Origin of the sequence: Serratia marcescens (assembly GCF_006715005.1) — a bacterium.
In the GTDB taxonomy this organism is placed as follows: Bacteria; Pseudomonadota; Gammaproteobacteria; order Enterobacterales; family Enterobacteriaceae; genus Serratia; species Serratia montpellierensis.
Map to the genome: position 1 here is coordinate 1,092,060 of NZ_VFMJ01000001.1, position 24,010 is coordinate 1,116,069.

Below are 24,010 nucleotides of genomic sequence, written 5' to 3' on the forward strand. Positions count from 1 at the left end.
ATATTCATCACCGCTTCATTAAATATTGGGTTGTAACAGTCTCTTCTCGTTATAGTTTTAGCATGAAAAAGAATCTAAATACTCTCTTTCGGTGATGTGTGCGATTAATGAGGGCGCCGCTCCAGGCTAATTATTTAGAGTGATAACATGATTCGGGGTTATTTTTTTAAATAACAGGGTTTCACACCCCTTGGGGTCAGGGGTAACGTCATTCTTTATCAAGTCGGTGTCGATAAAAACGGCGAAAAAAATGGTTCAACGCCATTCTTTCTCCATCGACATAGACTATATACCCTTTTCCGCGATCGCCGACGGTGACCTTTTCCACATTAACGTCTGGGTAATGTTTTTTTAAGTTTTTTGACCATACTTGAATGCTCATGGTTCCATTTTCCTGACAGATTTCATTCACGTTTAAGGCATGTTGATAGCACCCGTAGAAATAAATCTCATGGAAATAAAATATCGTCACTATCTGGGGATGTCTACCGGATGGCGGGTGGGATAAAGAGAAAATCGGCAGGTATGACCAGATAAGGGGGGTTTAAATAAACCAAATAAAAACAAATAGTTAAAAGAATAATCGCACAAAAAGCAAATTATCATAACTCATTGATATGTAAGGTATTGGTACGTTAATCATATTGATGCGGCCGATCAGTGGCTAAGCGACTCTCCTCTCGGCGGCTCTGCCGACGCCACCCGGACTCGATTTTTCAGGAATCATTATGGGGTTTTCCAATTGGATAAATCTCAAAGTAGATGTTTTATGGGTGAGTGGATAATGAGTGACTTTGATCGCTGAGCTATCATGGATGCTTATTGATTAATAGAAGTTATTTCCTTCTTCAATAAATAGTAATGCCGATGTGTGCATGGCTCTCATTCTGGTGCTTACGCCTCATTTCTCTCTCTTCTTGATCGGGAACACGATAGGGATGTAGGTTTTCATCTCTACTCTATTGTCACCTTTTGGCGTGACTATTTCGATGAGAAAGCGGTCGACCATACCCACTTTATTGATAGGGAAGGATTTGGTGTAAATGCTTTGTGTGAATTTTTGTGCCTCATCGCTTGCGCCATCAAAACTGAATTCTGCAAACAGTTGCATGTCTTTTTTTCCCTGCGCATCATCGGCCAGCGAGGCAAGAACAGTGCTAATGTCAGCGTCTTCAGAAACATAGATTGTCTTTAAATATATGCTAACGTGGTTCTCTTTCTTGACGCTGGCTTTAAAATTGAAAAAATTAATTATGCCGCCGTCTGTTTTTTGCATGCCACCAATTGCCGCCAACCGTAGCGCCGAGGCAGCAGGGTGGAAGTGATAGATCTCGGCATCAACACAATCACCTGATTCGTCAAAAAATTTCGGCAGGTGTACATAGCGATGTTCGGGTATGCCATCGAGAAACAGTAAGGGGATGGAAGAGGACACGTCCCACGATTTACTCTTGCGATACTGCATCGGCGACGTTCTGAACTGCTTGCGAAATGCTCGACCAAATGATTGGTATGACTGGAATTTTAGCTCTTTGACGATATGGGAAATGGAGAGGCTCGTCGCTTTCAACATAAATGCGGCGCGAGTGAGTTTTCTGCCTCTCACATAGTTGCCGAAAGTCATTCCTGTTTCATCTTTAAATGCTTTCTGGATATGCCCACGCGAATATCCGCTTTTTTCTGAAAGCATCTCAATAGTGAGCTTCTCATTGAACCCACTTTCCTCGACCCAGGCGAGCAGCTCCTCAATGACTTTTGTTATAAACATGCAGGAGCTCCCTTTTAGTTATCTGCCTAATGGTTGCGTCAGGTAAAATAACGCACTATCGATAGTCAACGATAATGACCTGATTGATCCGATCTTTTAGGCAATATCCTGAGTATAGAACGCGCGCCATATTAACGTGGTGAATTAAAAAAAATGTATTCAAAAGTGTCATTTGCAAAATAACAGCACCAGGCGCGCGGCCGTAACATGATGTGATGATCTACTTTGTGTTTAATTTATTGATTTTCATTTGATTTGTTGAAATTTTCAACAGGGGATGCAAAGCGGGGAGGTGCGCAATTTTTACTCATTGATAGATAAAAACTTTATATGCCTTCCAATTTATTGACAGTAACATCTTTTCGAATCGAAATAATTAACTATTCTATGTTTAAGGGTGGATGGTTAAGGTGCAAATACACGGATGATTGCACAATAAAAGAATGGCTAATCCAAATGGTGTATCCAGGCTAATGACATTCAGGGAGGCGTATGGGGGCTTCATTTTCGCAAAAAATAGCGAGCTATTTACCCTCTGACCGGAGGATTTATTTTTGATGACAAATAAACGCTGAGAGTGTTTCTGTTCGCCTGCGCTTTATCAGCGTTTTTCCACACGGCTTTTCTGTGAGTCTCATCTTGTGCGAGAGGTGAATCGACACCCTTTACCCTGAAAAGGGTTTTGTACAGTTTGGTGCTTTAATGGGTATGTGAATGCTATTTTCAATATAAAGCAAGTTGAACGGCTTTTTATATGAAGAAGAGAAGTGCATTCAATAATAAAGATAGCAAGATGACAGGCTTTACTATGGATTGTTCTAACGAGTTCAGACGCAATATTTTAGATGAGATAATCTGTATCATTGAAAAGGCTATTGATACCCAAAGTAATGTTTCAATAAGAGCGTTATCCATCAAGTCAGGGTATTCCATCGGGCATTTACAGCGGATGTTCTATCTGTATCAAGGGATGAAGATAGGGACCTATATCAGAAAGCGAAGGCTGAGTCGTTCGACGTTGTTGCTGAAACGTACGGATATGAAGATTTATGAAATTGCTTTACTGTCTGGATTCAGTTCTCAGCAATCATTTAGCCGTGCTTTTTCAAATCAATTTGGCTGCCCTCCGAGAACATTTAGAACCCTGAGCCATTGGCCTTTTTTAAATTATCAACCGATTATTGGCTTCGACAAAGCGCCTTTTCCCAGCAGCATGGTATACCTGAATTTGCATGAGTATTATGAGAAAAAAAGGCGGGTGCAACTGCTTTCCCCGGTAATGAGCCGGGGACAAATAAAGATAATCGCTAAGAGTCCACTGAGTTGTGGACTGTACAATTCATCGGCAAAATACATGGCGATCAGGCGCAATGAAGAAAAGATGGATGAAAGCGAGTTTATCCTGTCAGTTTATGAAGGGATTTTGGCTTCACAGGATATTGCCATTGTTGAAAATGTGATGTTTAAAATCCATGATCCTGCTCCAGGAGAAAAGGAAGACATCAGCATGTGGTATTTTATTCCGATTAAATAACCCTTTCTCATTGGCCTTATCAGAGGTAAAAGTACGCCTGTGGCTTTTCTATGTGATTGATAAATATTTAGTTTAACGACAACCGCAGGCTCTCTTTCATAAGCGAATGGAAGGAGCCCGGTTCGTCGGCTGGCGAGAAAGAAAAAAAACCGACCGCGAGGGCCGGTAAGCATGGGGTATTCAATAGGTATGACAGAACTACAGTTGGAATAATAGCGGGTGTTTGCCTTTCTTCTTTACCGAAAAGTGTTCTCTACCCTCACGAATAGGTAAAAATGTGGATGCCTTATCTTGCGATAAGGCGGTGGGGGCATGTCACACGGTGGCGCCATCAAGTAAAAGATTCAGCGTACGACATCGGGAGGCTGACACGGTATAAAATCGGGTATTTTTCGCCGTTGTTGATACCGATGATGAAATTAAAAAAAAGCCGGCTTGGGCACCGGCGAATGAAACATCAATAATCTCTCTGGGACGCACACCTATGCACAGAAGAATAAAGGCATGCAGTGGGTATGTAACCCTAACGGCTCCAAAGCTTCTTACCAAAAAGTGATATTTTGGATGGCGTGCGCGGGGAATAAAAAAGCCGATCGTGAAGATCGGCGAATGCGAAAATAACAGGGTAACGTTAATTGAAAGTGCACATAAAATGATAGCGAGTTAATCCTAGCACTGACGGCGGCTGTATATTTTACCTAAAAATGTGTTCGCGGAGTTCTCCCTGGTCGGATATCGCCTTTTGCTTCAGGCTGGCAGTCAATGGCTATTCTGCTCGTGCCAAAATCCGGCAGGCGTTACCGGGTCATCATGGCGTGAATGTCATGCTTTGCCGACGAAACGGCGGGAAACGCAGTGAGCTTTTCTTTTTTATGATACTTACGCACTGCAACATTTTTTCACCTGATTAACGTTTGGACATATCTCTTGGTGATATGTTGACGAATAATTCAAATTACAAAAATTGCCTCACTAAACGAATATTTAGATACTCGCTGTACGGCCTGGCCAGTGCTGACATGTTTTTAAATTCTGAGCATACAGAAAGATGCCTCGGTAGGTATCGCCACGCACTCTGGACAGGACACCGCCACATGGGCTCTTTTTTTAAGCAGGTCTATCGCTATTCCCACGCGCGCCCTTATCGGCATAACGAAAATCTCTGGCCCTACGTGAAGATCGCGCGCGGCGAAGGCGGTGAAATCACCGCCTTATGGTACAAGCACCGGCCGGTGCCGATCGTCCCGCTGAGCGAACTGCGCAACAGCTGCCGGGGTGAGGTGCTGTTGACGGCCTCCGGCCCGTCGGTGAAGACGCTGCGCTTCGAAAATATTCCCGCCATGCCCGCCATCGGAGTCAACGGCGCCTATTTTCTGCATCGGCAAGTGGATTTTCGCTTCTACGTCATCGTGGACATGGGCTTTATCGACAGCCGCCCAGAGATCGTGCGCGACGTCATTCAACGGCCTGAGCTGACGCTGTTCACCACCGTGCACGGCGTGGCGCGGATCCTTGACCGATTTGGCCAGGCGGCGGTCGGCTGCAGTTTGGCGATCGTCGAAGACGCGGCCTGCAAGATTTACCGCCCCCGGATTGACAGCGGCGCGCTGTGGGATCATTACTGCCGGGAAAACGGCGTGGTCTTTGCCGCCATGTGCCGCACGCTCGGCTTCAGCCAGGATATCCGCTGCGGCATTTTCGATGCCGGTACCGTGGTCTACTGGGCGCTGCAAATCATCGCCTATCTCGGCTTCAAGCAGCTGTTTATCGCCGGGCTGGACATGAACAACTTCCACCAGCCGCGTTTTTACGAGACCGAGCAGGATCGGTTGCCGACGTTCCTGGCGGACAAGGTGGCGTCGCTGGTGATCCCCGCTTTCCGGCACGCCGGTGCGATCATGAAAAAGCAGCAGATCGCGATAAGAAACCTTTCCCTGCACAGCGCTATCGGCAGCGACATCTTCGAGAAGGTGGACGGCAATGTTTACTTTCAGCAAGCCTGAGCGGTGTTATCGCTTCGGCAGCGCGCTGTTTTTAGCCTTCGCGTTTTTCAGCGCGATCTTTTGCGGGCAGACCCGCGTCAACAACCTGTTTCATCTGGCGGCGCTGCTGTGGCTGGCCGCCGTGTTCACCTGGCCGCCGCTGCGGCGGCAGTTGCTGAGCAACCGCAAGGCGCTGTGGGGCGCCGGATTGGCGCTGATGTTTCTACTTTATTATTCCCTCAGCGCACTGTGGGGCGAGACGCCTGGTGATCTGCCGTCGGCCCTGACCCACAGCGCCTATATCCTGCTCTATCTCGCCTGGCTGGTGACGCTGCTCGACGGTGAGCGGCGTCACCAGCTGCAGTGGGCGATGCTGAGCGGTATGACGGCGCTGTGCCTGTATCTGACGCTGGTCGACACCCCATCGATTTATCATCTGCGGGAGACCACCGCCCGCAACCCGGGGCCGAGCAACGTGATCGATCTGGCCGGTTACGCCGCCCTCGCCATTTTGTTGAGCCTGATGATTTTCCGCGATACCGGGCAAAAAGTGGCGCTGTGCTTTATCCCGCCGCTGCTGGCTTTCATGGTGCTGACGCAAAGCCGCGGCCCGCTGATCGCGCTGGCGCTTGCGGTGGTGGTGGCGATGCCTTATCGACAGCGACCGAGACGGTGGCTGTGGATCTTGCTCCCAGGCGTGCTGACTGTGTTTTTCGCCGTCGTTTACAGCGCAGTCGGCGAGATGTTGCTCACCCGCTTTGGCGAGCTGTATCAACAGAGCTTTGTTCGCATCAGCATCTGGCAGCATAGCCTGGCGTTGATTGAGCAGGCACCTTTCTTCGGCTACGGTTTTGATAAGCAGCTTAACTTTCTCAATTACACCGGCGAGCTGAACCACACTACGCACAGCCTGTACCTTGGCGCGTTGCTGAAGGGCGGTTGCGTGGGTTTCCTGCTGTTGCTCGCGCTGCTGGGATATGGCGTGCGGCTCGCCATCGCACACTGGCGCGCAGGGCGGCGCTGGGAGGCGGGCCTGTTTCTGTTTATGCTGGTGTTCTACAGTTCGCAGGGCATGTTTGTGATCGCCAATCCGGCGGAGTTTTGGTACCTGTTTTGGCTGCCGCTGGCGCTGCTGCTGTCGCAGCCTAAACGGCGGCCGATCGGGACTGTGCAGACGACAGCGCCGCCAGCGTCTTCTCCAGCACCTGTTCCGCCGCGATAATACTAAGCGGCTGGCGGCGCTCAGCGGCACTCAGCGCGGCGCTGTCAACCGGCACGTGCATCACCTGATGTCGTTCGCTGTCCTGATAGGGGCCGGTATGCCGCGGGTTAGCGGTGACGAACAGGCTGACGGTGGCGGTTTTCAACGCCACGGCGAGGTGAAGCGGCCCGGTATCGCCGGTCACCAGCACCTGCAGATTGGCGATCGTCGCCAGCAGTTGCGGTAACGTGGTCGCGCCGATATGGCTTACCACCCGCTGTTGCTGTTCCTCGCTCAAACCCGCCATAAATTCCCGCTCGAGGCTGCGCTCCGCCTTGCTGCCAATCAACTCGATCTGACAGTCGGGGGAGTGCGCCAGCAGCCGTTGTGCCAGCTCAACAAAGCGGTCGACCGGCCAGCGGCGCAGCGTTTCGGAGGCGCCCATCTGAAAGCCGATCGGGATCTTGCCCGCCGGTTTCTCAAGCGCGGGAAAAGCGACCGGGATGAACATGTCAGGATTGTCGGTACGGCACCCCAATTGCCCCACCATATCCAGCTTGCGCTGAATCAAATGGCCGTCGCTGCTGTGGCTGACGCCGGTCAGCCAGCGCTCCATGCCGCTCGGTTTGTTGCCATAAACGTCTTTGAACAGGTATTGGCAATCGGCGGCGATGGCGACCAGCACGTCGTAAGGGGCCTTCGAGTGCAGGATGACCGCCAGCTGTGGCCGGTTTTTTCGCAGGCGCCGGATAACGCCCAACATGTCTTTAGCCTTGTGATCCCAGTAAATCACGTCATGAAAGCAGGGGCTGCCTTCGACCAGCTGCCGGTTTTTGTGGCTGGAGACCAACGTGATTTGCGCGCCGGGATAGCGCTCACACAGTGCGCGGATGGCGGGCGTATTGAACATCAGATCGCCGAGGGCGCTGGTGGAGAAAATCACGATGCGTTCAAAGGATTGCTGCGGATCGAAGCTCGCTGCGGGCCGGAAATTGCCCGCGATGCGGGTATAGAGACGCAAACCGGCGTTGGCCGCCGCTATTTTCCACTGTTTAGACATTGCCGTTCGCTTCCGCTTGAGTTCGGTGGCCACCGTCTGGCGCCGCGTCGTATCATACAAGCGCGGCCACGGCAGGCCAATGGCCCGCAACAGATTGCGACAGATGCTAACGTTATGCTTGCAATTGCCTTCGGGCGCCGCGCTTACTCCTCCCAGACCTGCGTACTGCGCGGGCTGTCCATCTGATAATCCGAATAGGGGCGAGTGAAGAACTCGCGCCCCAGCGCGCGGGCGGCCTGCAGCGGATTGCGCGGATCACGGGCGATCTCGCCGCGCTGGTTGCCGGCGCCGTGCACCACGCCGACGAAGGCGGAATGGGTGTAGCGGCTGAACTCCTGGAGCTGATGCACGATGCCCAGCGCCGCGCCGGGGTAGGTTTCTTCCGACGCCACCGCCAGCCCGATGCGCTTGCCGCTCATGCGCTGGTGCACCTGTTCCGCCTGAGGGTAGGCGTTGGAATAGAAGCTGAACGAGCGATCGAAAAAGGCCTTGGTTTGCGCCGACATGCCGTACCAGTAAATTGGCGTGCAAAAGACCGCGCCGTCGGCCGGCAGGAAGTGCTCCAGGAACAGCTCGGCGTAGCGATCGCCCGGTGGCGGCGTATGGCGTTCATCGCTCAGAAAACCGCTCAGGTAATCATCGAGAAAGTGCAGGCTGGCGGACGTGCCGGTTTCGGCGGCGCCCGCCAGGATCGCCTGCGCCAGCGTGGCGCTGTTGCCGTCGCGGCGCGGGCTGCCGACCAGCACCACCAGACGTTTGGATTGATGAGTTGCATTCATGTCATATTCCTCGGTGTGAAGTGGATTCAGTCCTACTCTAGAAACAAGCACCGGCAGGCGACAAATGACGGCTTTTCTGCCAGGATGAACTCAACTCATCTCAAGAGGTTTCGCCATGTTCGCCACGCTGCCCGTCAACGCACTGCGCACCTTTGAATCCGCCGCTCGCCTGCGCAGTTTCAAGCTGGCGGCGGCCGAACTGGCGGTGACGCCGACGGCGATTTCGCACCAGATCAAAGCGCTGGAGCAACAGTTGGGGTTTGCGCTGTTCGAGCGGGTGCCGCGCGGCGTGCGGCTGACACCGAAGGGAGAAACGCTGTTCGCCGGGGTGCACGGCGCGCTGCTGGACGTCGCCGCCACGCTCGAGGGTCTGCGGCCGCAGCCCAGCACCGGATCGCTGTGCGTCTCGGTCACGCACTCTTTCGCGGCGCTGTGGCTGGTGCCGCGCCTGGGGCGTTTCTACCAGGCGTACCCGCACTATCTGGTGCGCCTGGAGGCCTGCGCCGAGGTGATCGACCTGCAGCAGGACGCCAGCGTGGACGTGGCGGTGCGTTACAGCCGCGCACACTATCCCGCGCTGCATCAGACGGCGCGGCTGGAGGAAAGCTTTGGCGTTTACGCCGCGCCGGAGCTGGCCGCCGCCGAACCGGAAAATCCGGTGCTGATCACCGTCAAATGGGGAGATTCGGCGCTGTACGACAGCGGCTGGCATGACTGGTGCCAGGCTGCCGGCGTAGACTGGTGGCAGAGTCATGCGGCGATGCGCAGCTATCATGAGGAGCATTACGCCCTGCAGGCGGCGGTGGCCGGGCAGGGGCTGGTGCTCGCCAGTTCGGTGATGGTGTCCGATATGGTGGACAACGGTCTGTTGGTTGCGTATCGGCCGGAGGTGCGCGTACCGGGCGCCGCGTACAGCGTGCTGTGCGCGCCGGGGCGCGAACGGCATCCGCCGGTCAGGGCATTCCTCGCCTGGCTGCAGCAGGAGCTGCCGCAGGGCAATGGCACGAAATAAAAGTTTTACCGTCCTAAGCTGTGGGAATATCAGCGAACTTTTGTTTTTACTTCACTGCGAGAACCTATCATGAGCCAGCCAAGAACCTCCGATTACCCGATTGATGCGCAATTTATCGAACGCTGGTCGCCGCGCGCGATGGCCAACGACGCCATCGACGATCAAACGCTGCTGAGCTTTTTTGAAGCGGCGCGCTGGTCGCCATCGGCCTACAACATTCAGCCGTGGCGCTTTGCCTACAGCAAGCACGGTTCCGACAGCTGGGAGAACTACCTGGAATTCCTGATCGACTTCAACCGCGGCTGGGCACAGCACGCCTCGGCGCTGGTGGTGATCGTCTCCAAAACCACCAGCCTGAACGGCGAGCGGCTGGTGGACAACCCGACCCATGCGTTCGACACCGGCGCTGCCTGGGCCAGCCTGGCGCATCAGGCGCACCTGAAAGGCTGGTTGACCCACTGCATGAGCGGCATTCACCACGACAAGATCAAAGCGGCGCTGCAGCTGCCGGACGACTATGCGGTGCACGCCATGGTGGCGATCGGCAAGCCGGGCGACAAAGCCCGCCTGCCGGATTTCCTGCAGGAAAAAGAGGCGCCGTCGGGCCGCCTGCCGCTGGGCAAGACCGTCAGCGAAGGGCTGAATTTCACGCTGTGATTGCCCGCTTTCCCTCAGGCCCGCTTGGCGGGCCTTTTTAATGCGGCGAGTAAAACTTAGGGAGTATGTTCTCGTTCGCTCATTCGCTGTATATTTTGTTATATAGCGATTGCGTGATGAGGAGAAAACCGTGGGGGATCATTTTGGCAAAGGGCTGTTGGCGGGGTTAAAGGCGGAGAACCTGAAGCCGGAGGCGGAGCTGTCGCGCTTTTGCTCCGACTACAAACGAGGCTTTGTGCTCGGCTATGCGCACCATTTGGCGCAGCGCTGCGGCGACGAGAACCGGGCGGCGTTCGAGGCCGGGCAGCTGAGCCGCGCCTATGGCCTTGGCAGTGAGCCGATGAGCGAGTTCTTTTCCGGCGGCGACAGCCGGCTGGCGGAGAAGTTTTTCCGCGCCGGCTATAACCGACCGGCGCAGGGCTAGCGCGGGCGGGGCGTCAGGCGGCGCTCAGCACCGCCACCATATACACGCACGGTTGGTCGCTCTGGTTTTCAAAGCGGCAGTCCGCCGGTGGGCCGAGCTCCAGACAGTCTCCCTCGGCCATCTCATGGCGCGCCTCACCCTCAAGAAAGACCAGCTCACCGGATAACACCCAGATCAGCTGGCGCTTAAAGGCATACACCGAAGCCGGCATCGGGATCGTCGCGCCGGCCGGCAGTTCGATACGCACCAGATCGAGCGGCAGATCGGTGCGCGGCGACACGTGGCGCCGCACGTAGCCGCTCTCCGGATCGACCCAGACCGGTTGATCTTCCCGGCGCAGCAGCCGGCCTTCCTGCGTTTCCGCCCGGGCGATCAGCTTGGACATGCTGAGACCGAACGCTCCCGCCAGCCTGCCCAGCAGCATCGCCGTCGGGCTGCTCTCGCCGCGCTCGATTTTGTGCACCATCGCCCGTGAAACGCCCGCCCGTTCGGCCAGATCGGACAGCGACCAGTGGCGCGCCTCGCGTTCAATGCGAATGCGTGCGCCGATCAGCTGATTTAGATTGTCTAATTTAATATTCATATCGTAGTATTATAGTGGACAATTGGCTGGGGTAAACCATGATTATACGAAATGCGACGCTCAACGATAGCGCGGCGATTGCCGCCATCTATAACGACGCGGTGTTGAACAGCACCGCCATCTGGAATGAACAAACCGTGGATGCGGCCAATCGCGCGGCGTGGATCGGCGAACGGCAGGCGGCGGGCTACCCGGTGCTGGTGGCGGTGAACGGCGCGGACGAGGCGATCGGCTACGCGTCGTTCGGCGACTGGCGCGCCTGGGACGGCTATCGCCATACCGTAGAACACTCGGTGTATGTCCATCAGGCGCATCGCGGCGCCGGGATTGGCAAGGCGCTGTTGATCGCCTTGATTGCACGGGCGCGGGAGATCGGCAAGCATGTGATGGTGGCCGGCATCGAATCCGGCAATCAGGCCTCCATTCAGCTGCACCTGGCGCTCGGGTTCCGCGAGGTGGGGCGCATGGAGCAGGTGGGCGCCAAATTTGGCCAATGGCTGGATCTGACTTTCCTGCAGCTGACGCTCGACGAGCGGGCGGCGCCGCCGGCGCGCTGATCCCGGGAGACAGAGCGATGAATATGCTATTGCTGCTGATCGCGGCGGGGATGGGGTTGGTGGTGCAGAATCTGCTGATGGTGCGCATTACCGAAAGCGTCTCGACCATCCTTATCACGCTGGTGATCAACTCCAGCGTCGGTTTGCTGTTGCTGGTGGGGTTGCTGCTGGCCAAAAACGGCCTCGGCGCGGTGGCGGAAGTGACCGGCGCCGCCAGGTGGTGGATGCTGTTGCCGGGGCTGCTGGGATCGCTGTTCGTGTTCGCCGGCATCCTGGGCTACCAAAAACTGGGCGCGGCGGCCACCATCTCGATCCTGGTCGCCAGCCAGCTGTGCATGGGGCTGCTGGTGGACGTCTACCGCGCCGGCCCGGCGGCGCTGCGCGAGAATCTGCCGGCGCTGTTCGGCGCCCTACTGCTGGTGGCGGGCGCCTATCTGGTGGCGAAACGCAGCTTTTGACGACGGCTGAAATGCAAAAAGCCCGCTCGGGTTTCCCTGAGCGGGCTTCTCTAAATATGGCTCCTCTGACTGGGATCGCCTTTGCCAGTAACTGGCTAATAAGTAAGCTAAACCTGAATATTCATCCTGTCAAGACCACCAGAATGACCACCAATAGTTGTAGGTTACATAAATCTGGTATTAAGTAGTCTACTGCATGGAGTGATCATGGTAATGATGTTTCATATAGTAGTAAGCGCCGTCAGAACGAGTAACTAGGGGGTTAACCCTAGTGCTGCTTTTGTAGTTCTACGATAATGCTTTGATAAAATTGAATAATATATGGCACCATGAGGCAGAGAACTTTAGGGGTGTAGTTGTTCATAGGAAAGATGCATGAGAGAAAAAATGTTACGTGGTTAATGAGCAGCGGAAGGACGATCGTGAAACTTTATGAAAACGTGGTCATTGGTAATTTCCTTTATGGATTGGGCGTTTCTATAGGGGGGCGGCTCAAATCAGGATATATTCCTGGGGCTGTCAGTTTGTTGCAGCAGACTCCGGAAGATAAGGCGCTAGGTGATGTTCTGCTCGATTTTCCAGGGACATTGCGTCTAATCGAGTTCAAGGCACAGGGGAACCGTTCTAAAAAGGAACTTACTCGGTACAGGAAACTATTACCGACTATACAAGAGCAGCAGGGAATGCTGGCTATCTCCCGCAGAGTTCACTGGTACGTGGAAACGACACCACTTCCTTTGAAAGGGATAGAAGCATTTTTTTCTCCTTATATTGATGCATTCGACGCAGAGAAACCTGCGAAAAAGCCATTTGCTCTAGAGGGGTTCATTGAATCCGTGGCGGATAATGTTATTTCGTCGAGAAGCGATGAACGGGATATACTGGAGAAGGATTATCTGAAGCTTGTGCGCTGGTGTCAGGGTTCGGGAGAAACAGGTTCTGGCGCGCTTGTCGTGGTTGTGAGCACAGGTGGTGACATGGAATTTGTTGCTTTGGAGGATCTAATGGCGCTGAACATGTCCTATCAAAAATGGATATCTTACAGACAGGAAAGGGAATTGAAAATGGAAAGAGTACTGGAACGCGAGCTTGAGAAAAAAGAGCAGCGAAGGGAGCGAGGATGGGAATATGAGAGATAACGTGGACATACGCTTGACGGATCGTGATGTTCAGTTGTTCTTTGACGCAGCAGAAAAACTGCGCGAGGCAGCAGAGCGTGATGGTGAGAAAGCTAGAGAAGCAACAATGGTTTTGGCTTCTTTTGCTAACAAGATTAGCGCCCGTCTACAGAAGCTGGAAGACGATGTTTCCCACAAAATAAATATTTCAGCGGAAACAACCGCCAACCGAGCGGCCGATCTGCTGAGTGTCAAATTTCAACAGGCAAATAATGCGGCTAAAATTGCAACAGAACAGTATCAGAAAGCGGCAGAAAACATCAATTTAAAATGTTGGTGCTATATTCTTGGCACTCAGTGCATATTGATACTGGTTTTTATCGCATCATTTTTATTTCTGATGCCTTCGCTGGACGAGATTCAGCAACGCCGGGCAGAACTGTCATCTCTTAATGAGCAGATCCATAATTCCAGTCTGAAATGGGCCTTCTGCGAAGATGGTAAAAGATGTTTCCGGACAGATGAACATGAGAATGGCGGTAGGCCATATATAGACAAGCAAGATGGCAGTACTTGGCGTGTTCCTTGGAAAGAGTAACCGTACTCGCAAGTAATTTTGATGCTATCTACTACTAGGTTTAATGCTCGTCTAAGAAGCTGGTTATTACTGATTATGTATGGATCACATATGAGGAGCGGGTCAGGTTCAACACTGCTATCTGAGTATCGTATCTAATACTGGGAACTGGCAAAGTAGGACATTAAATCCCATAGATTAAGACAATAAATCAAGATTATTTTGGTAAGATATAAAAAAACAGACTTGGCTTAAAGGAGCTTTAAATGGCTTTTGATGCGTCCCCCTCTTGGAGTGGCTTCAACTATCAAGGAAAGGTTGCTCTCTATCATACTTTAAAAGTTATAAATGAACATCCCGCGGATACTGACCATTCTGGTAGACGCCTAATGCTTGAAAATATAGAGGATTTTGAAATTCTCAATGCTGGAGTATATCAGTCTTTACATCAAGTGAAAGCATACAATTCGGCAAGTTATAGTAATTATTCCAATGCGCTTTTAGAAATCACTTTAGCATTGTACAAAAAACATGATTCGAAAGGTTTTATTCACACATGGAAAAAAATAGGCTTCAAAAAGTCATTCACCACTTTAATTGACTCGATAAAAGATGATCTTTGTATATTGTTGTCTCAATATGAACCTATGCCTCGAAACGGAAATTCATTGATTGAGAAAGCAGTGTCAGGGGATAGTGGTATTCCAAAGGTTGCCTCTATCCTACGTGAAGCCTTAAGTAATAAAACAGCTGATGAAATTCATTCAATTATTGACTCTATATATAATGGAACAAATAACGCTCTAGTAAGGCTCGAAACATATTTATATGATGATGGAAACGATTTTTGTGACTTAGATTCAATAGGTGTTAAAATTAAAAATGAAATAAAAATTTTTTTGGAATCTCGGGGAAGAGCAACCACGGATGTGCAGACTGACAGAACTTTTCATTACCTTCTTGGGATGATAGATGAGTATGTTATCAAGCGTCACGAACAAAAACAAGAAGATGAAAAAATATTCATTCCATTTTCAAATGTTATTCAATTAATCCTTGAAGACCGTGAGAATATAAGTAAGCGATATTTGGCCTTTAAATTTAAAAATTATTTCTCAAGTAAAATAGATGAATTCATAGCTGATGAAGATGATTATAAATCCCCATCGGAGGATAAAGTTTGTAATCTTATTGTTGCACGTGACTACTTGCTTTCATTAACTGCTATGGATTTATGGTCATATTATAGAAGTTTTTCCCCACATACATATTTAGAGCATGCGTCTAATATTGAAAATGCATTTGATGTAGATGGCCAAGGGATTCGCAATGTTTTAACTAAAATATTTTATTTGATAGATCACACTCGCGCAGTTCATGATATCGAAAGGCATAAATTTACGTATAGAATATCCGCTGCGCCTGAAGGTAATTATTTGCCTACAACAATATTCGATATAACGTCTCCCGAAAAAATAGCGAATCAGATAATTAAAAATCCGGGCGTGAATGAACTGCTTTATGAAGTTGGAAACGTGATATACCATGGAAATAAACACCATCAATTCTCTCCAGTATTGAGTTCTAATGCCGAAGCACCAGTAGAAGTAGGAGATGACCCAAGAGGAAAGCAAAATGAAACTTTGCGGATAATAAATTTAGTACCAATTTCAATAGCGAAGGATTCTTTATTATGATTATTGATATCATAGGTAATATTTTCGAAAGCAATAGATTTATAAAGTTAGAGATGAAGCCTCTTCTGGAAAGAGAGCTTTGTTACGTATTTTATCCTGAACGTCCAACTGAAAAAGAAGAATATTTTGTCGTACTTCAATCAACGGAACAGTTGATGGAAAAAACACACCAAAATTTAGAAGAAAAAGCACAATTTATTTTTGATGAAATTAACAACTCTGGAAAAGTAGAACAATACTTTGAAAAAAATTGTACTTTAATTATTTGTCAAAATGAAAAGGGCATTGATCGATTGACCGCTCTGACTATTGAAGAGGATCTTTATAATTTTAAAAAAAATATGATTATTTATTCAGATAATGAATTGAATGAATTAAAAAGGCACCTCTCTGGTAATGGTATCGAGAAACTGACAAATGCCTCATTGAAAAGTATAATCAATGAGAACAATGGTGAGTCGTTTATAAAGTTTAAAAATGAGAGTGTAAACAACCATAGCTATTACTCTCTTTTAATGAAAGTTTTTCTTAAACTACCATTTCTAACGTATAGCACTGAAGAAAAGGAATTGGTTAATTTAAGGAAGGAAATTGAAACAAATCTTTCTCCGGATCAGCAACTTTTATTTGATAAATTGGTTTCTGTTGAAGAATGGACAAGTGATAATCTTTATGATTTTTTTTCCAAACTATGGGATAAAGATAATGATCAAATTGAATAAGTTAACACTTAAGAATTTTAAAATATTCGATCATAGTCCATACGTTATTAATTTTAACGATAGTAATCTAGTTTTACTTGATGGCCCAAATGGATATGGAAAAACATCTGTATTTGATGCCATTGAACTTGGATTAACGGGTAATATTTCTAGATTAATTTCTCTAGAAAACAGACAGAATCCTAATGATGTTGTTGTTGCTCATAATGGAGCTCATGCTGTTGAGATTATTCTTGAGTTTATTGATTCTAATGGGATTATAAGAACTTTCCAAAGAAAGCTTAAAAATAAAATTTTAAATGGCTCAAAGAAAATATCAAGGTTTACTGAACTATGGGAGTTGCACGAAATCATAAATGGAGAATTAACTCCGATTTCTGAAACAATTTTAAATGATTATTTTGATAGTATTGATTTTTCTCGAGATTTTCTGCTATTTCATTATGTACAGCAAGAGGAAAGCTCTAGTTTTCTCAAAAATAACAATGAGGTACAAAGAGCTGAAGAGTTGTCGAGATTATTTGGAGATACAAGAGAGTCAGATCAGCATTTAGAAAGGTTGAATGAAGTTTCGAATAAGCTAAGCTCTGTGAAGAGGGAGGTTTCAGCAAAAATATCTAGTATTAAAGAACTATACAAAATTGATGATGGTACGAGTGCATTGATTGGAAATGCTGAACCCTATTTCGAAATTTTTCCATGGTTAGTCAATGAGTCTAAAACCCCATTCTGGGATGCGAGCACAATTCCAGATCTAACCGAAGAAAAACTCAATAGCATTTTGCGAGAAGTAAATAACATAAAGAATTTAGCTAAGTATCGAGTTTTTTTTGCAAGAAGTCGTTCAATCGAAAATACTGCACATCAAAAAGATTTGATAAATTTATATATAGGGTATTATCATTCGCAAAAAAACTATGAAAAACTAACTGAAAAATATAAAATTCATGAACAGGTAAGAGGATGTTTAGATATATTAAGTAGTTATGATGTCTTAAAAATAAAAGAATTTGTTGATATCAAAACTCTTTATTCAAATTTATCAATGGAAAATCATAATTTATTTCTGGAGGCATTATCCTCACTGGAAACGAAATTGTCTAAGGTAGTCGGTATAAATACTGTTTACTCTGAGATTATTAAACACCATGATCTTATGTATAGAGACATAATTAGAATTCCTAGTGAAAGCGCATGCCCATTATGCGGGCATGACTATCTAATCCATGACTCTCTTATTCATGCCATCTCAGAACATGCCCAGTTAATTAGAATGGAGCTTTCCGGGAATGAAAAGGATCTCATGGAATCTCGTGATGTATTCAATAAAACATATTTGGATCCATTAATTTATGCATGCAGAGATTATATTTCGAAGCAAAAATATTATACACAGGAGGAAATGCATAATCTTCATAAGGCATTCTTAGCAAAGGATCGATTAGAAAAACTTAGAAACTGGTTTGATTCAGAGGGAATAGAGTATAATGATCTTTTAATAACAGATTTTCCTGTTGAAACAGGAACAGCTCATGTTTCATCCTCTGCAGAAAATTTGATATCACGGATAATCTCAGCCACTGGAAATGTACCTGAAGGTTATTATGAAGCAGATGCTGCTAAAGTTTTTGAAAGGATGTTTGTAGACTATTTTAACGGTAACCAAGATCTTTTGAATCAGATAAAAATGGATGATTTAGAGAAAAAAGAAAACTATATAAAAGGTTTGTACTTTGATTCATTACGAAATGTTATAGATGAACTTGGAATACTGAAAGTAAAAGAGAAAAAGTTAGAGCGTGCATTGCATGCTACTGGTAATATTATTGATGTTGTAAGAACACAAATAAGACGTTATAGGAAGAAATTAATTACAGATATCGAAATTCCTTTTTATATATATTCGGGGAAAATATTACAAACACATCAGGCTGGCCTTGGTAAGGGGATATTTATTAAAGACCCAACCGGAGTAGATGAACTGAAGAATGTTAGGTTAGTGTCTAATTGGAAAAGTGATCATGATGTTCTTAACACAATGAGTTCTGGCCAAATATCTGCTATTGTAATATCCCTAACCTTAGCGCTAAATAAAGTATACTGTAATAGGCTATCTAGTATATTTATTGATGATCCAGTTCAAACAATGGATGATATAAATATGACATCATTAATAGAGTTGCTAAGGAATGACTTCAAAGGGAAACAGTTAGTACTTTCCACTCATGAAGATAAAGTGTCAAGATACTTTGCTTACAAATATCTTAAACATGGTGAAAGTGTTAAAATTGTCAATCTAATGCAGAGAAAAGAATACATTCCAAGTAATAGATACATCTATAGAAATAGCATCGAAACCAACAATTAAAGGATTGGAAATAAAATTAAATGAGTGACCTCAGTCGGTCACTCATTATGTCAGAAATTTCTGGGGAATAACGGAGTTACCAGCCCATTCGAACAAATATTAGTGCAATTAGAGTCTTTCTTCCATCTCGTAAATCTTAGTTTTGCTACAATGCTACTCTCAATCTACCTTAGCTCCTGGCGACGGATCGTGTTAAGAAAAAGCAGAATGCTTTTTTGATTGTCATCCCTAAACCACCTCCTAGGGATGTGGTGATTGATCCTGTAAGGCTATAGCCTGAAGAATGCCCATGTCGGAATATCTCTGCTTACTCTCCACAAGTAAAAGGAGACAAACTGACATGGTACTTTACAGGAGTTCATCACATGTATATTGGCGTTGCAAATACCACATAGTCTGGACGCCCAAGTACCGATTCAGGATCTTGAAAGATAAGCTGGGTAAGGAGCTGTACAGGACGATCTATATTCTCTGTGGAATAAAGGATTGTGAGGTGACCTGCCCCTAGGATTAGATATTACCTTCAGTTAGTAATGTCGGTTGGTGACCCTGACCCCGAATATGCTCCAGTCATAATCATGAATAACCGGCTTCATGTTGGCTGCATATTCAGGCAACCGGCAGACTTTTCAGCAAATTCAGATGGCGTCATCCAGCCCAGTGCAGAATGGGGACGTCTCTGGTTATAGTGTATGCGCCAGGCCTCGATTTTGCACCGTGCATCCTCCAGGGACATGAACCAGTTTTCGTTCAGGCATTCCTGCCGTAACCTGCCGTTGAAGGACTCCACCGTCGCATTGTCCGTCGGTGTTCCCGGCGTGAGAAGTCGATTCTGATGCCTCTTTCGTACACCCATCTGTCCAGCATTTTCCCTGCAAATTCAGAACCATTATCGGTTTTCAGCAACTGAGGTAAAGGACGTCTGAGCGCTATGCTGTTCAGCATTTCTGCCACTTCTGTTGAACGCAAATTCTGCCCCACGCAGATCCCCAGGCATTCGCGGGTGTACAGGTCGATGACCGTCAGCAGGCGCAGCCGTCGCCCGTCAAACAACGCATCAGAGACAAAATCCATGCCCCAGACGTGATTCGGATACAGACCCTGAGGCTGCGGTTGTCGGCGCTGGGCCGATTTATTGCGGCCTGGCCGTTTGAGGCGCAGCGACAGACCCTGCTCACAGTAGAGGCGGTAGATTCTTTTGTGATTATCGCGCCAGCCTTCCCGCCTGAGCATCACATGTACCCGGCGGTACCCGTAATGAACCCGGATTTCGGTTATCTCACGGATGTGTAGCCGCAGTGCGCTGTCGTCGGCGGCCACAGAACGATATCGAAACGAGCTGCGGCTGACCCGCAGCGCAAAACAGACCTGTCTCTCACTGGCCCCGTAGCGGGCTTGCAAATCCCTGACCCATTCGCGCAGGCGTGCCAGCGTCAGCTCTTTTTTGCCAGCACGTCCTGCAGCATCGCCTTGCCGAGGCTCAGATCGGCAACCAGCCTCTTCAGTCGTAGATTTTCCTCTTCCAGTTGCCGCATATGCTTCAGTTCAGAAGGAGAAATGCCGCCGTATTTTTACGCCACGTATAGAAAGTGGCATCCGAAATGCCCAGCTTGCGACAGACGTCCGGCACTGACGTACCCAGTTCAGCCTGCCTCAGGGCAAAAACAATCTGCTCTTCGGTGAATCGTGACTTTTTCATCGGTACATCCTCCGTTCAGGGGAGTCATTATCATGCCGGAATTCTGTTTCTGAATGGAGCAGGATTTTGGGTCAGGGTCACAAGCAGATTATCCTGCCAAAGCTATGGGAGAAATATCGAAGATATAGCTCGTGCATTGTTTGCCGCAGAGTGAAGGTCTCCCCTTACGCAAAAGAATTGTCGGGCTGGACAAAAACAGCACGGTGTTGATGCCTTTGGATCGTCAGAGGCTATATCGCTTCTAAGGCTATCCAACAACTGACTTGGAACGTATTGATCAACGTATTTTGTCTTAAAATGCTTCATTTTTTGTGTGAAAAGTTCGAAAAAATGTGAGATTCTATGCGAGAATAGTGATTAATTTTTTTTAAAATCGACATATTTTATATGAATAAAGATAAACAATACGAATTGTATACGCAAAGGCTCTATCAAACTTTAACTAAAGCATACCCAAATGTAGAGGTGTTGCATAACCAAACCATTTGTGGGAATCAGATTGACGTTTGCTGGAGGCATAATGTTGCTGGTGTGAGTTTTCTAACTCTAGTTGAATGTAAGAACTATAATAAGGCAGCAGACTTAAATTGTTTCAGGCAACTTGTTTATAATATGGATGCTTTAAAAGCAAGGGGAGTACTTGTAACAACTGTAGGCTTCCAGTCCGGAGTAATTGAAGCTGCAAAAAGTAGACCAGATGTGAAATTATTAAAAGTCACGTTTGAAGCATCACCTGGGGAAACACTTGAGTTTGGTATTACTCGAGTTAATGATATTCTGATTTGTCCTGATCCTGTCATCACAACGGATGAGCAATTACGTGAGTGGAAATATATTTTAAAGAATGGGCAAGCTGGTGATTTAATACTACATCAAGCGAATGGTGATTATATTAGTACGGTTGATGAATTTGTTAGGGAGGTTACTTCCTGTCACGAAGGTGAAGGGTGGGTAAGCAAAGTGATAGACGATGCTTATATTCGAATCAATTCAGATGTGTCAATTAAATTACACGAAATTCATTATGAAATACTGACTAAGTCATTTGAATTTGGCGGTATTCTTCAAGCTACAAAAGTAATGGCTAATGTTCAGGATATCTTAACTGGTGCTACCTTTACTTACCGTGTAGAAGATTTTTTCTAGATTCTTTGATCTCAATCTTTGCCAATTTGTTGATGCGCACCCCTATTATATGGGTGTTTGAAAAAAGAAAGTCATTTTACATTAAACATGTATCTTAAGAGGATTTTTTAGGCTGCAGAGTGCAAAAAATAAGTTTGCTTTAAATTAAAAAACATGCCAGTAAGTAACAAGCCAGAATTAGTTAACGAGATGTGATTGAATATAGCTTAGCCTGTTTAATTACTCTGTTGTATTAAGTTTTTTGGGTGGATGTAACTGGCAATGAATTAATTTGCTATTAGCAGGTTATTTTCAATAAGGAGATACTATCTCTTCCTTGTGTTCAATTTGTATAAATATAGTTGAAATAACAGGGCCGGAGTAACGTCTCGTCCACCAATAGAGCATACGCACACCTACACCAGTGCAAATCCCCATTCAACACCACCAATCTACTTACCACTGCGAAGTAAGGGGCGCTACGCCCGGCTATGCAGGAGCTGGTCATAGGATTTTTCTCCTGTGAGTTTTTCTTTCCTGTATCGGCTTCCGGTTAATCGTTTCCCAACACAACCCGTCCCGCAAGGGTAAATGGCACGCATGCTGCGCCCTTGCAGGACAGAACGATGCCGGGAAAGCGAACCGTCAGGCGATACGAAGACGAAAAAAACACACTGACGGAGAAAAAACCATGACAATTTGCCTTTCAGCAGGTCGATAAAGTGACGAGGTTTCAGTTCAGCTACTGGCAAGTGTCCAATCACAGGAAAAATATGATTGTTCATGCTGGCAAGCAGACGGGAGGCGTGGTTCTCTGACCATGTTCTGTTGCTTATATGCCAGCTCATTGCAACGTGCTTAAGTGTTTTTTCCGGTGAGCGGGCAGCTTTCTCTGCGATACGTTGCTGTGATGGATTGATATTCTGCGTTAGCAGCTTGCGTATACCATCACGTTGCTGACGAGCGTAAGCCAGAGAAACATCGGGATAGGCACCTAAGCCGAGGCGGGATTCTTTACCATTGAAACGATATTTGAGATACCAGAGACGTGAACCGCCTGGATTGACTAAAAGGTACAGTCCATGAGAATCGGAAACTTTGAAAGGTTTAGCGGATGGTTTTAAACTACGGATTTTAGTGTCGTTCAGAGACATATGGTGGTCACTCCATAATCGAACTGAAATGACCCCAAATCAGACCACCAATCTTGCCCGATGCGGAGGGGGAAATGAAAATGCATCGGGAAGACTTTTCACGCTAACTTGTTGAATCTAAATCGTATAAAGATTCGTGAAGATGCATGAAAACATAAATATGGCTCCTCTGACTGGACTCGAACCAGTGACATACGGATTAACAGTCCGCCGTTCTACCGACTGAACTACAGAGGAATCGTGTGAACGGGGCGAATAATAGCGGGGCGGTTGCGGCTTGTAAAGCGCGAAAACGCCCGACGCGTCCGTTTGCTGCAAGATTGCCCAACCTGCTGCTTTTTCTCGCTTTTGTCGCTTATCCCGCGCGCAGCGCCCCCGGATGGCCCGTTGTTTGGCGCATTTGCCTGCCGATGGTGCAACGCCTGCCCTGCACGGTGGCGCGCGCCGCCCGGCGAACGGCCATTTACCGCCTTGTACCCCGCTTCCACGGCCGTTTACCGACTCTGGCCTGGATCTTGCTGTGATTGCATGACCGGATTTCGGCATTCTCAATTTAGCGGCTCGCTGGAGGCACTATGAATTTCAGACGTCTGAAGTACTTCGTGAAAATCGTCGATATCGGCAGCCTGACCCAGGCGGCGGAGGTGTTGCACATCGCCCAGCCGGCGCTCAGCCAGCAGCTGGCGACGCTGGAGGGGGAGCTGAAACAACAGCTGCTGATCCGCACCAAGCGCGGCGTACAGCCGACCGAGGCCGGCAATATTCTCTATGCCCACGCGCAGACCATTCTGCGCCAGTGCGAGCAGGCGCAGAGCGCGGTCAACAGTGCCGGGCAGGCGATGAGTGGCCAGGTGTCTCTCGGGCTGGCGTCGGGCAGCACCGCGGCGCAGCTGGCGCTGCCGCTGCTGCAGAGCCTGCGCGATCAGCAACCGGGCATCCTGCTTAGCCTGCATGAAAACAGCGGTGCGGCGCTGGCCGGGCAGGTGGCTAACCAGACGCTGGACATGGCGATGGTCTACGGCGCCAAAATGCCCGCCGGTCTACACGCCATCGCATTGATGCGGGAAGATCTCTATCTGGTGGCGACGCGCGCGGTGCCGCATCCCGGCAACAGCGTCGATCTGCTGGACGTGGCGCGGCTGAACCTGTTCCTGCCGCGCGAGGGCGATGCAGTGCGTAACCAGCTGGAGGAGGCGATGGCGCTGCGCAAGCTGGCTGTCAACGTGGTGGGAGAGATCGAATCCTCGGGCGCGCTGAGCGCCGCGATCGCCGGCGGGCTGGGGGCGACCGTGCTGCCGGAGTCGGTGGCGCGCGCGATGATCGGCCCGGCCAAGGCCTGGATGGCGCGCATCAATGCGCCGACGATGTCGGTGCCGCTGGCGCTGTGCATGTCGGGCCAACAGGCGCTGTCCGCCCCGGCGCTGCTGGTGAAAGACCTGCTGCTGTCGATCGCCGGCGGCCGCAGCCAGGAGAAACGCGCGCTGGCGCTGGTGCGTTGAGGAAAAAACGGCCCGCCGCAGCGGGCCTGAGCACCG

General features: G+C 48.5%; 20 protein-coding genes, 1 tRNA gene and 3 pseudogenes. 16 read left to right on the forward strand and 8 right to left on the reverse strand.

The genetic code is table 11. The features are described from left to right. Positions 1-208 precede the first annotated feature (208 nt). Positions 209-382 (reverse strand): hypothetical protein, encoded by a 174-nt coding sequence (locus tag FHU12_RS27085; protein WP_185742278.1) that lies wholly within the window; start codon positions 380-382, stop codon positions 209-211. Between the two features lie 519 nt (positions 383-901). Beyond that, positions 902-1,768: a helix-turn-helix domain-containing protein gene (locus FHU12_RS05220; protein WP_141967847.1), complete on the reverse strand. Its 867-nt coding sequence runs from the start codon at positions 1,766-1,768 to the stop codon at positions 902-904. A gap of 754 nt (positions 1,769-2,522) precedes the next feature. On the opposite strand from FHU12_RS05220, the gene FHU12_RS05225 reads away from it, so the two are divergent. The 3 genes from FHU12_RS05225 to FHU12_RS05235 all read left to right on the forward strand — a co-directional run bounded on the left by FHU12_RS05225 (position 2,523) and on the right by FHU12_RS05235 (position 6,506). Further along, positions 2,523-3,302, forward strand: a complete 780-nt coding sequence (locus tag FHU12_RS05225) for a helix-turn-helix domain-containing protein (protein ID WP_260440696.1) — start codon at positions 2,523-2,525, stop codon at positions 3,300-3,302. Positions 3,303-4,396: 1,094 nt separating this feature from the next. Continuing rightward, positions 4,397-5,305, forward strand: a complete 909-nt coding sequence (locus tag FHU12_RS05230) for a WaaZ-like lipopolysaccharide core biosynthesis protein (protein WP_141967849.1) — start codon at positions 4,397-4,399, stop codon at positions 5,303-5,305. Then, positions 5,283-6,506 (forward strand): O-antigen ligase family protein, encoded by a 1,224-nt coding sequence (locus FHU12_RS05235; RefSeq protein WP_141967851.1) that lies wholly within the window; start codon positions 5,283-5,285, stop codon positions 6,504-6,506. Before FHU12_RS05230 ends, FHU12_RS05235 begins: the two co-directional genes overlap by 23 nt. Here the strand turns inward: FHU12_RS05235 and FHU12_RS05240 are convergent. Then, entirely contained in the window at positions 6,430-7,545 is a 1,116-nt protein-coding gene (locus FHU12_RS05240; protein ID WP_141967853.1) for a glycosyltransferase family 9 protein, read from the reverse strand. The genes FHU12_RS05235 and FHU12_RS05240 overlap by 77 nt on opposite strands. A gap of 143 nt (positions 7,546-7,688) precedes the next feature. After that, positions 7,689-8,324 (reverse strand): flavodoxin family protein, encoded by a 636-nt coding sequence (locus tag FHU12_RS05245; protein WP_141967855.1) that lies wholly within the window; start codon positions 8,322-8,324, stop codon positions 7,689-7,691. 115 nt (positions 8,325-8,439) lie between these two features. On the opposite strand from FHU12_RS05245, the gene FHU12_RS05250 reads away from it, so the two are divergent. The 3 genes from FHU12_RS05250 (at position 8,440) to FHU12_RS05260 (ending at position 10,417) form a co-directional block, all read left to right on the forward strand. Further along, positions 8,440-9,336: a LysR substrate-binding domain-containing protein gene (locus tag FHU12_RS05250; RefSeq protein WP_141967857.1), complete on the forward strand. Its 897-nt coding sequence runs from the start codon at positions 8,440-8,442 to the stop codon at positions 9,334-9,336. Positions 9,337-9,405: 69 nt separating this feature from the next. Then, positions 9,406-9,993 carry a nitroreductase family protein gene (locus FHU12_RS05255; protein WP_033635168.1) on the forward strand — a complete coding sequence of 196 codons (588 nt, stop codon included), beginning with the start codon at positions 9,406-9,408 and terminating at the stop codon, positions 9,991-9,993. A gap of 130 nt (positions 9,994-10,123) precedes the next feature. Further along, on the forward strand, positions 10,124-10,417 hold the full coding sequence (locus FHU12_RS05260; protein WP_025303414.1) for a DUF2623 family protein: 294 nt from the start codon (positions 10,124-10,126) through the stop codon (positions 10,415-10,417). Positions 10,418-10,430: 13 nt separating this feature from the next. Here the strand turns inward: FHU12_RS05260 and FHU12_RS05265 are convergent, their stop codons facing one another. Next, positions 10,431-11,000: a helix-turn-helix domain-containing protein gene (locus FHU12_RS05265; RefSeq protein WP_141967859.1), complete on the reverse strand. Its 570-nt coding sequence runs from the start codon at positions 10,998-11,000 to the stop codon at positions 10,431-10,433. A 38-nt stretch (positions 11,001-11,038) separates the two neighbouring features. Here FHU12_RS05265 and FHU12_RS05270 point away from each other — a divergent pair, with 38 nt between their 5' ends. From FHU12_RS05270 to FHU12_RS05310, 8 genes and pseudogenes are all read left to right on the forward strand, one after another. Beyond that, positions 11,039-11,557: a GNAT family N-acetyltransferase gene (locus FHU12_RS05270; protein WP_049207143.1), complete on the forward strand. Its 519-nt coding sequence runs from the start codon at positions 11,039-11,041 to the stop codon at positions 11,555-11,557. A 17-nt stretch (positions 11,558-11,574) separates the two neighbouring features. Beyond that, entirely contained in the window at positions 11,575-12,015 is a 441-nt protein-coding gene (locus FHU12_RS05275) for a DMT family transporter (protein ID WP_043143187.1), read from the forward strand. 422 nt (positions 12,016-12,437) lie between these two features. Further along, positions 12,438-13,154 (forward strand): hypothetical protein, encoded by a 717-nt coding sequence (locus FHU12_RS05285; protein WP_141967861.1) that lies wholly within the window; start codon positions 12,438-12,440, stop codon positions 13,152-13,154. Then, on the forward strand, positions 13,144-13,731 hold the full coding sequence (locus FHU12_RS05290; protein ID WP_141967863.1) for a hypothetical protein: 588 nt from the start codon (positions 13,144-13,146) through the stop codon (positions 13,729-13,731). The genes FHU12_RS05285 and FHU12_RS05290 overlap by 11 nt, the downstream gene beginning before the upstream one ends. A gap of 245 nt (positions 13,732-13,976) precedes the next feature. Further along, on the forward strand, positions 13,977-15,407 hold the full coding sequence (locus FHU12_RS05295) for an ABC-three component system protein (protein WP_141967865.1): 1,431 nt from the start codon (positions 13,977-13,979) through the stop codon (positions 15,405-15,407). Continuing rightward, positions 15,404-16,129: an ABC-three component system middle component 1 gene (locus tag FHU12_RS05300; RefSeq protein ID WP_141967866.1), complete on the forward strand. Its 726-nt coding sequence runs from the start codon at positions 15,404-15,406 to the stop codon at positions 16,127-16,129. Before FHU12_RS05295 ends, FHU12_RS05300 begins: the two co-directional genes overlap by 4 nt. Continuing rightward, positions 16,113-18,497 carry an AAA family ATPase gene (locus FHU12_RS05305; RefSeq protein WP_141967868.1) on the forward strand — a complete coding sequence of 795 codons (2,385 nt, stop codon included), beginning with the start codon at positions 16,113-16,115 and terminating at the stop codon, positions 18,495-18,497. The genes FHU12_RS05300 and FHU12_RS05305 overlap by 17 nt, the downstream gene beginning before the upstream one ends. Before the next feature lie 340 nt (positions 18,498-18,837). Further along, positions 18,838-18,993, forward strand: a pseudogene (locus FHU12_RS05310) (transposase); the annotation flags it as partial. Positions 18,994-19,089: 96 nt separating this feature from the next. On the opposite strand, the pseudogene FHU12_RS05315 reads toward FHU12_RS05310, so the two are convergent. Beyond that, positions 19,090-20,196, reverse strand: a pseudogene (locus FHU12_RS05315) (IS3 family transposase). 387 nt (positions 20,197-20,583) lie between these two features. On the opposite strand from FHU12_RS05315, the gene FHU12_RS05320 reads away from it, so the two are divergent. Beyond that, entirely contained in the window at positions 20,584-21,342 is a 759-nt protein-coding gene (locus FHU12_RS05320; RefSeq protein ID WP_141967870.1) for a restriction endonuclease, read from the forward strand. 680 nt (positions 21,343-22,022) lie between these two features. On the opposite strand, the pseudogene FHU12_RS05325 reads toward FHU12_RS05320, so the two are convergent. Both FHU12_RS05325 and FHU12_RS05330 read right to left on the reverse strand, forming a co-directional pair. Further along, positions 22,023-22,475: pseudogene (locus tag FHU12_RS05325) on the reverse strand (tyrosine-type recombinase/integrase); the annotation flags it as partial. 161 nt (positions 22,476-22,636) lie between these two features. Beyond that, positions 22,637-22,712, reverse strand: a tRNA-Asn gene (locus FHU12_RS05330). 338 nt (positions 22,713-23,050) lie between these two features. On the opposite strand from FHU12_RS05330, the gene nac reads away from it, so the two are divergent. Continuing rightward, entirely contained in the window at positions 23,051-23,974 is a 924-nt protein-coding gene (nac, locus tag FHU12_RS05335) for a nitrogen assimilation transcriptional regulator NAC (RefSeq protein ID WP_141967872.1), read from the forward strand. Positions 23,975-24,010: the final 36 nt, after the last annotated feature.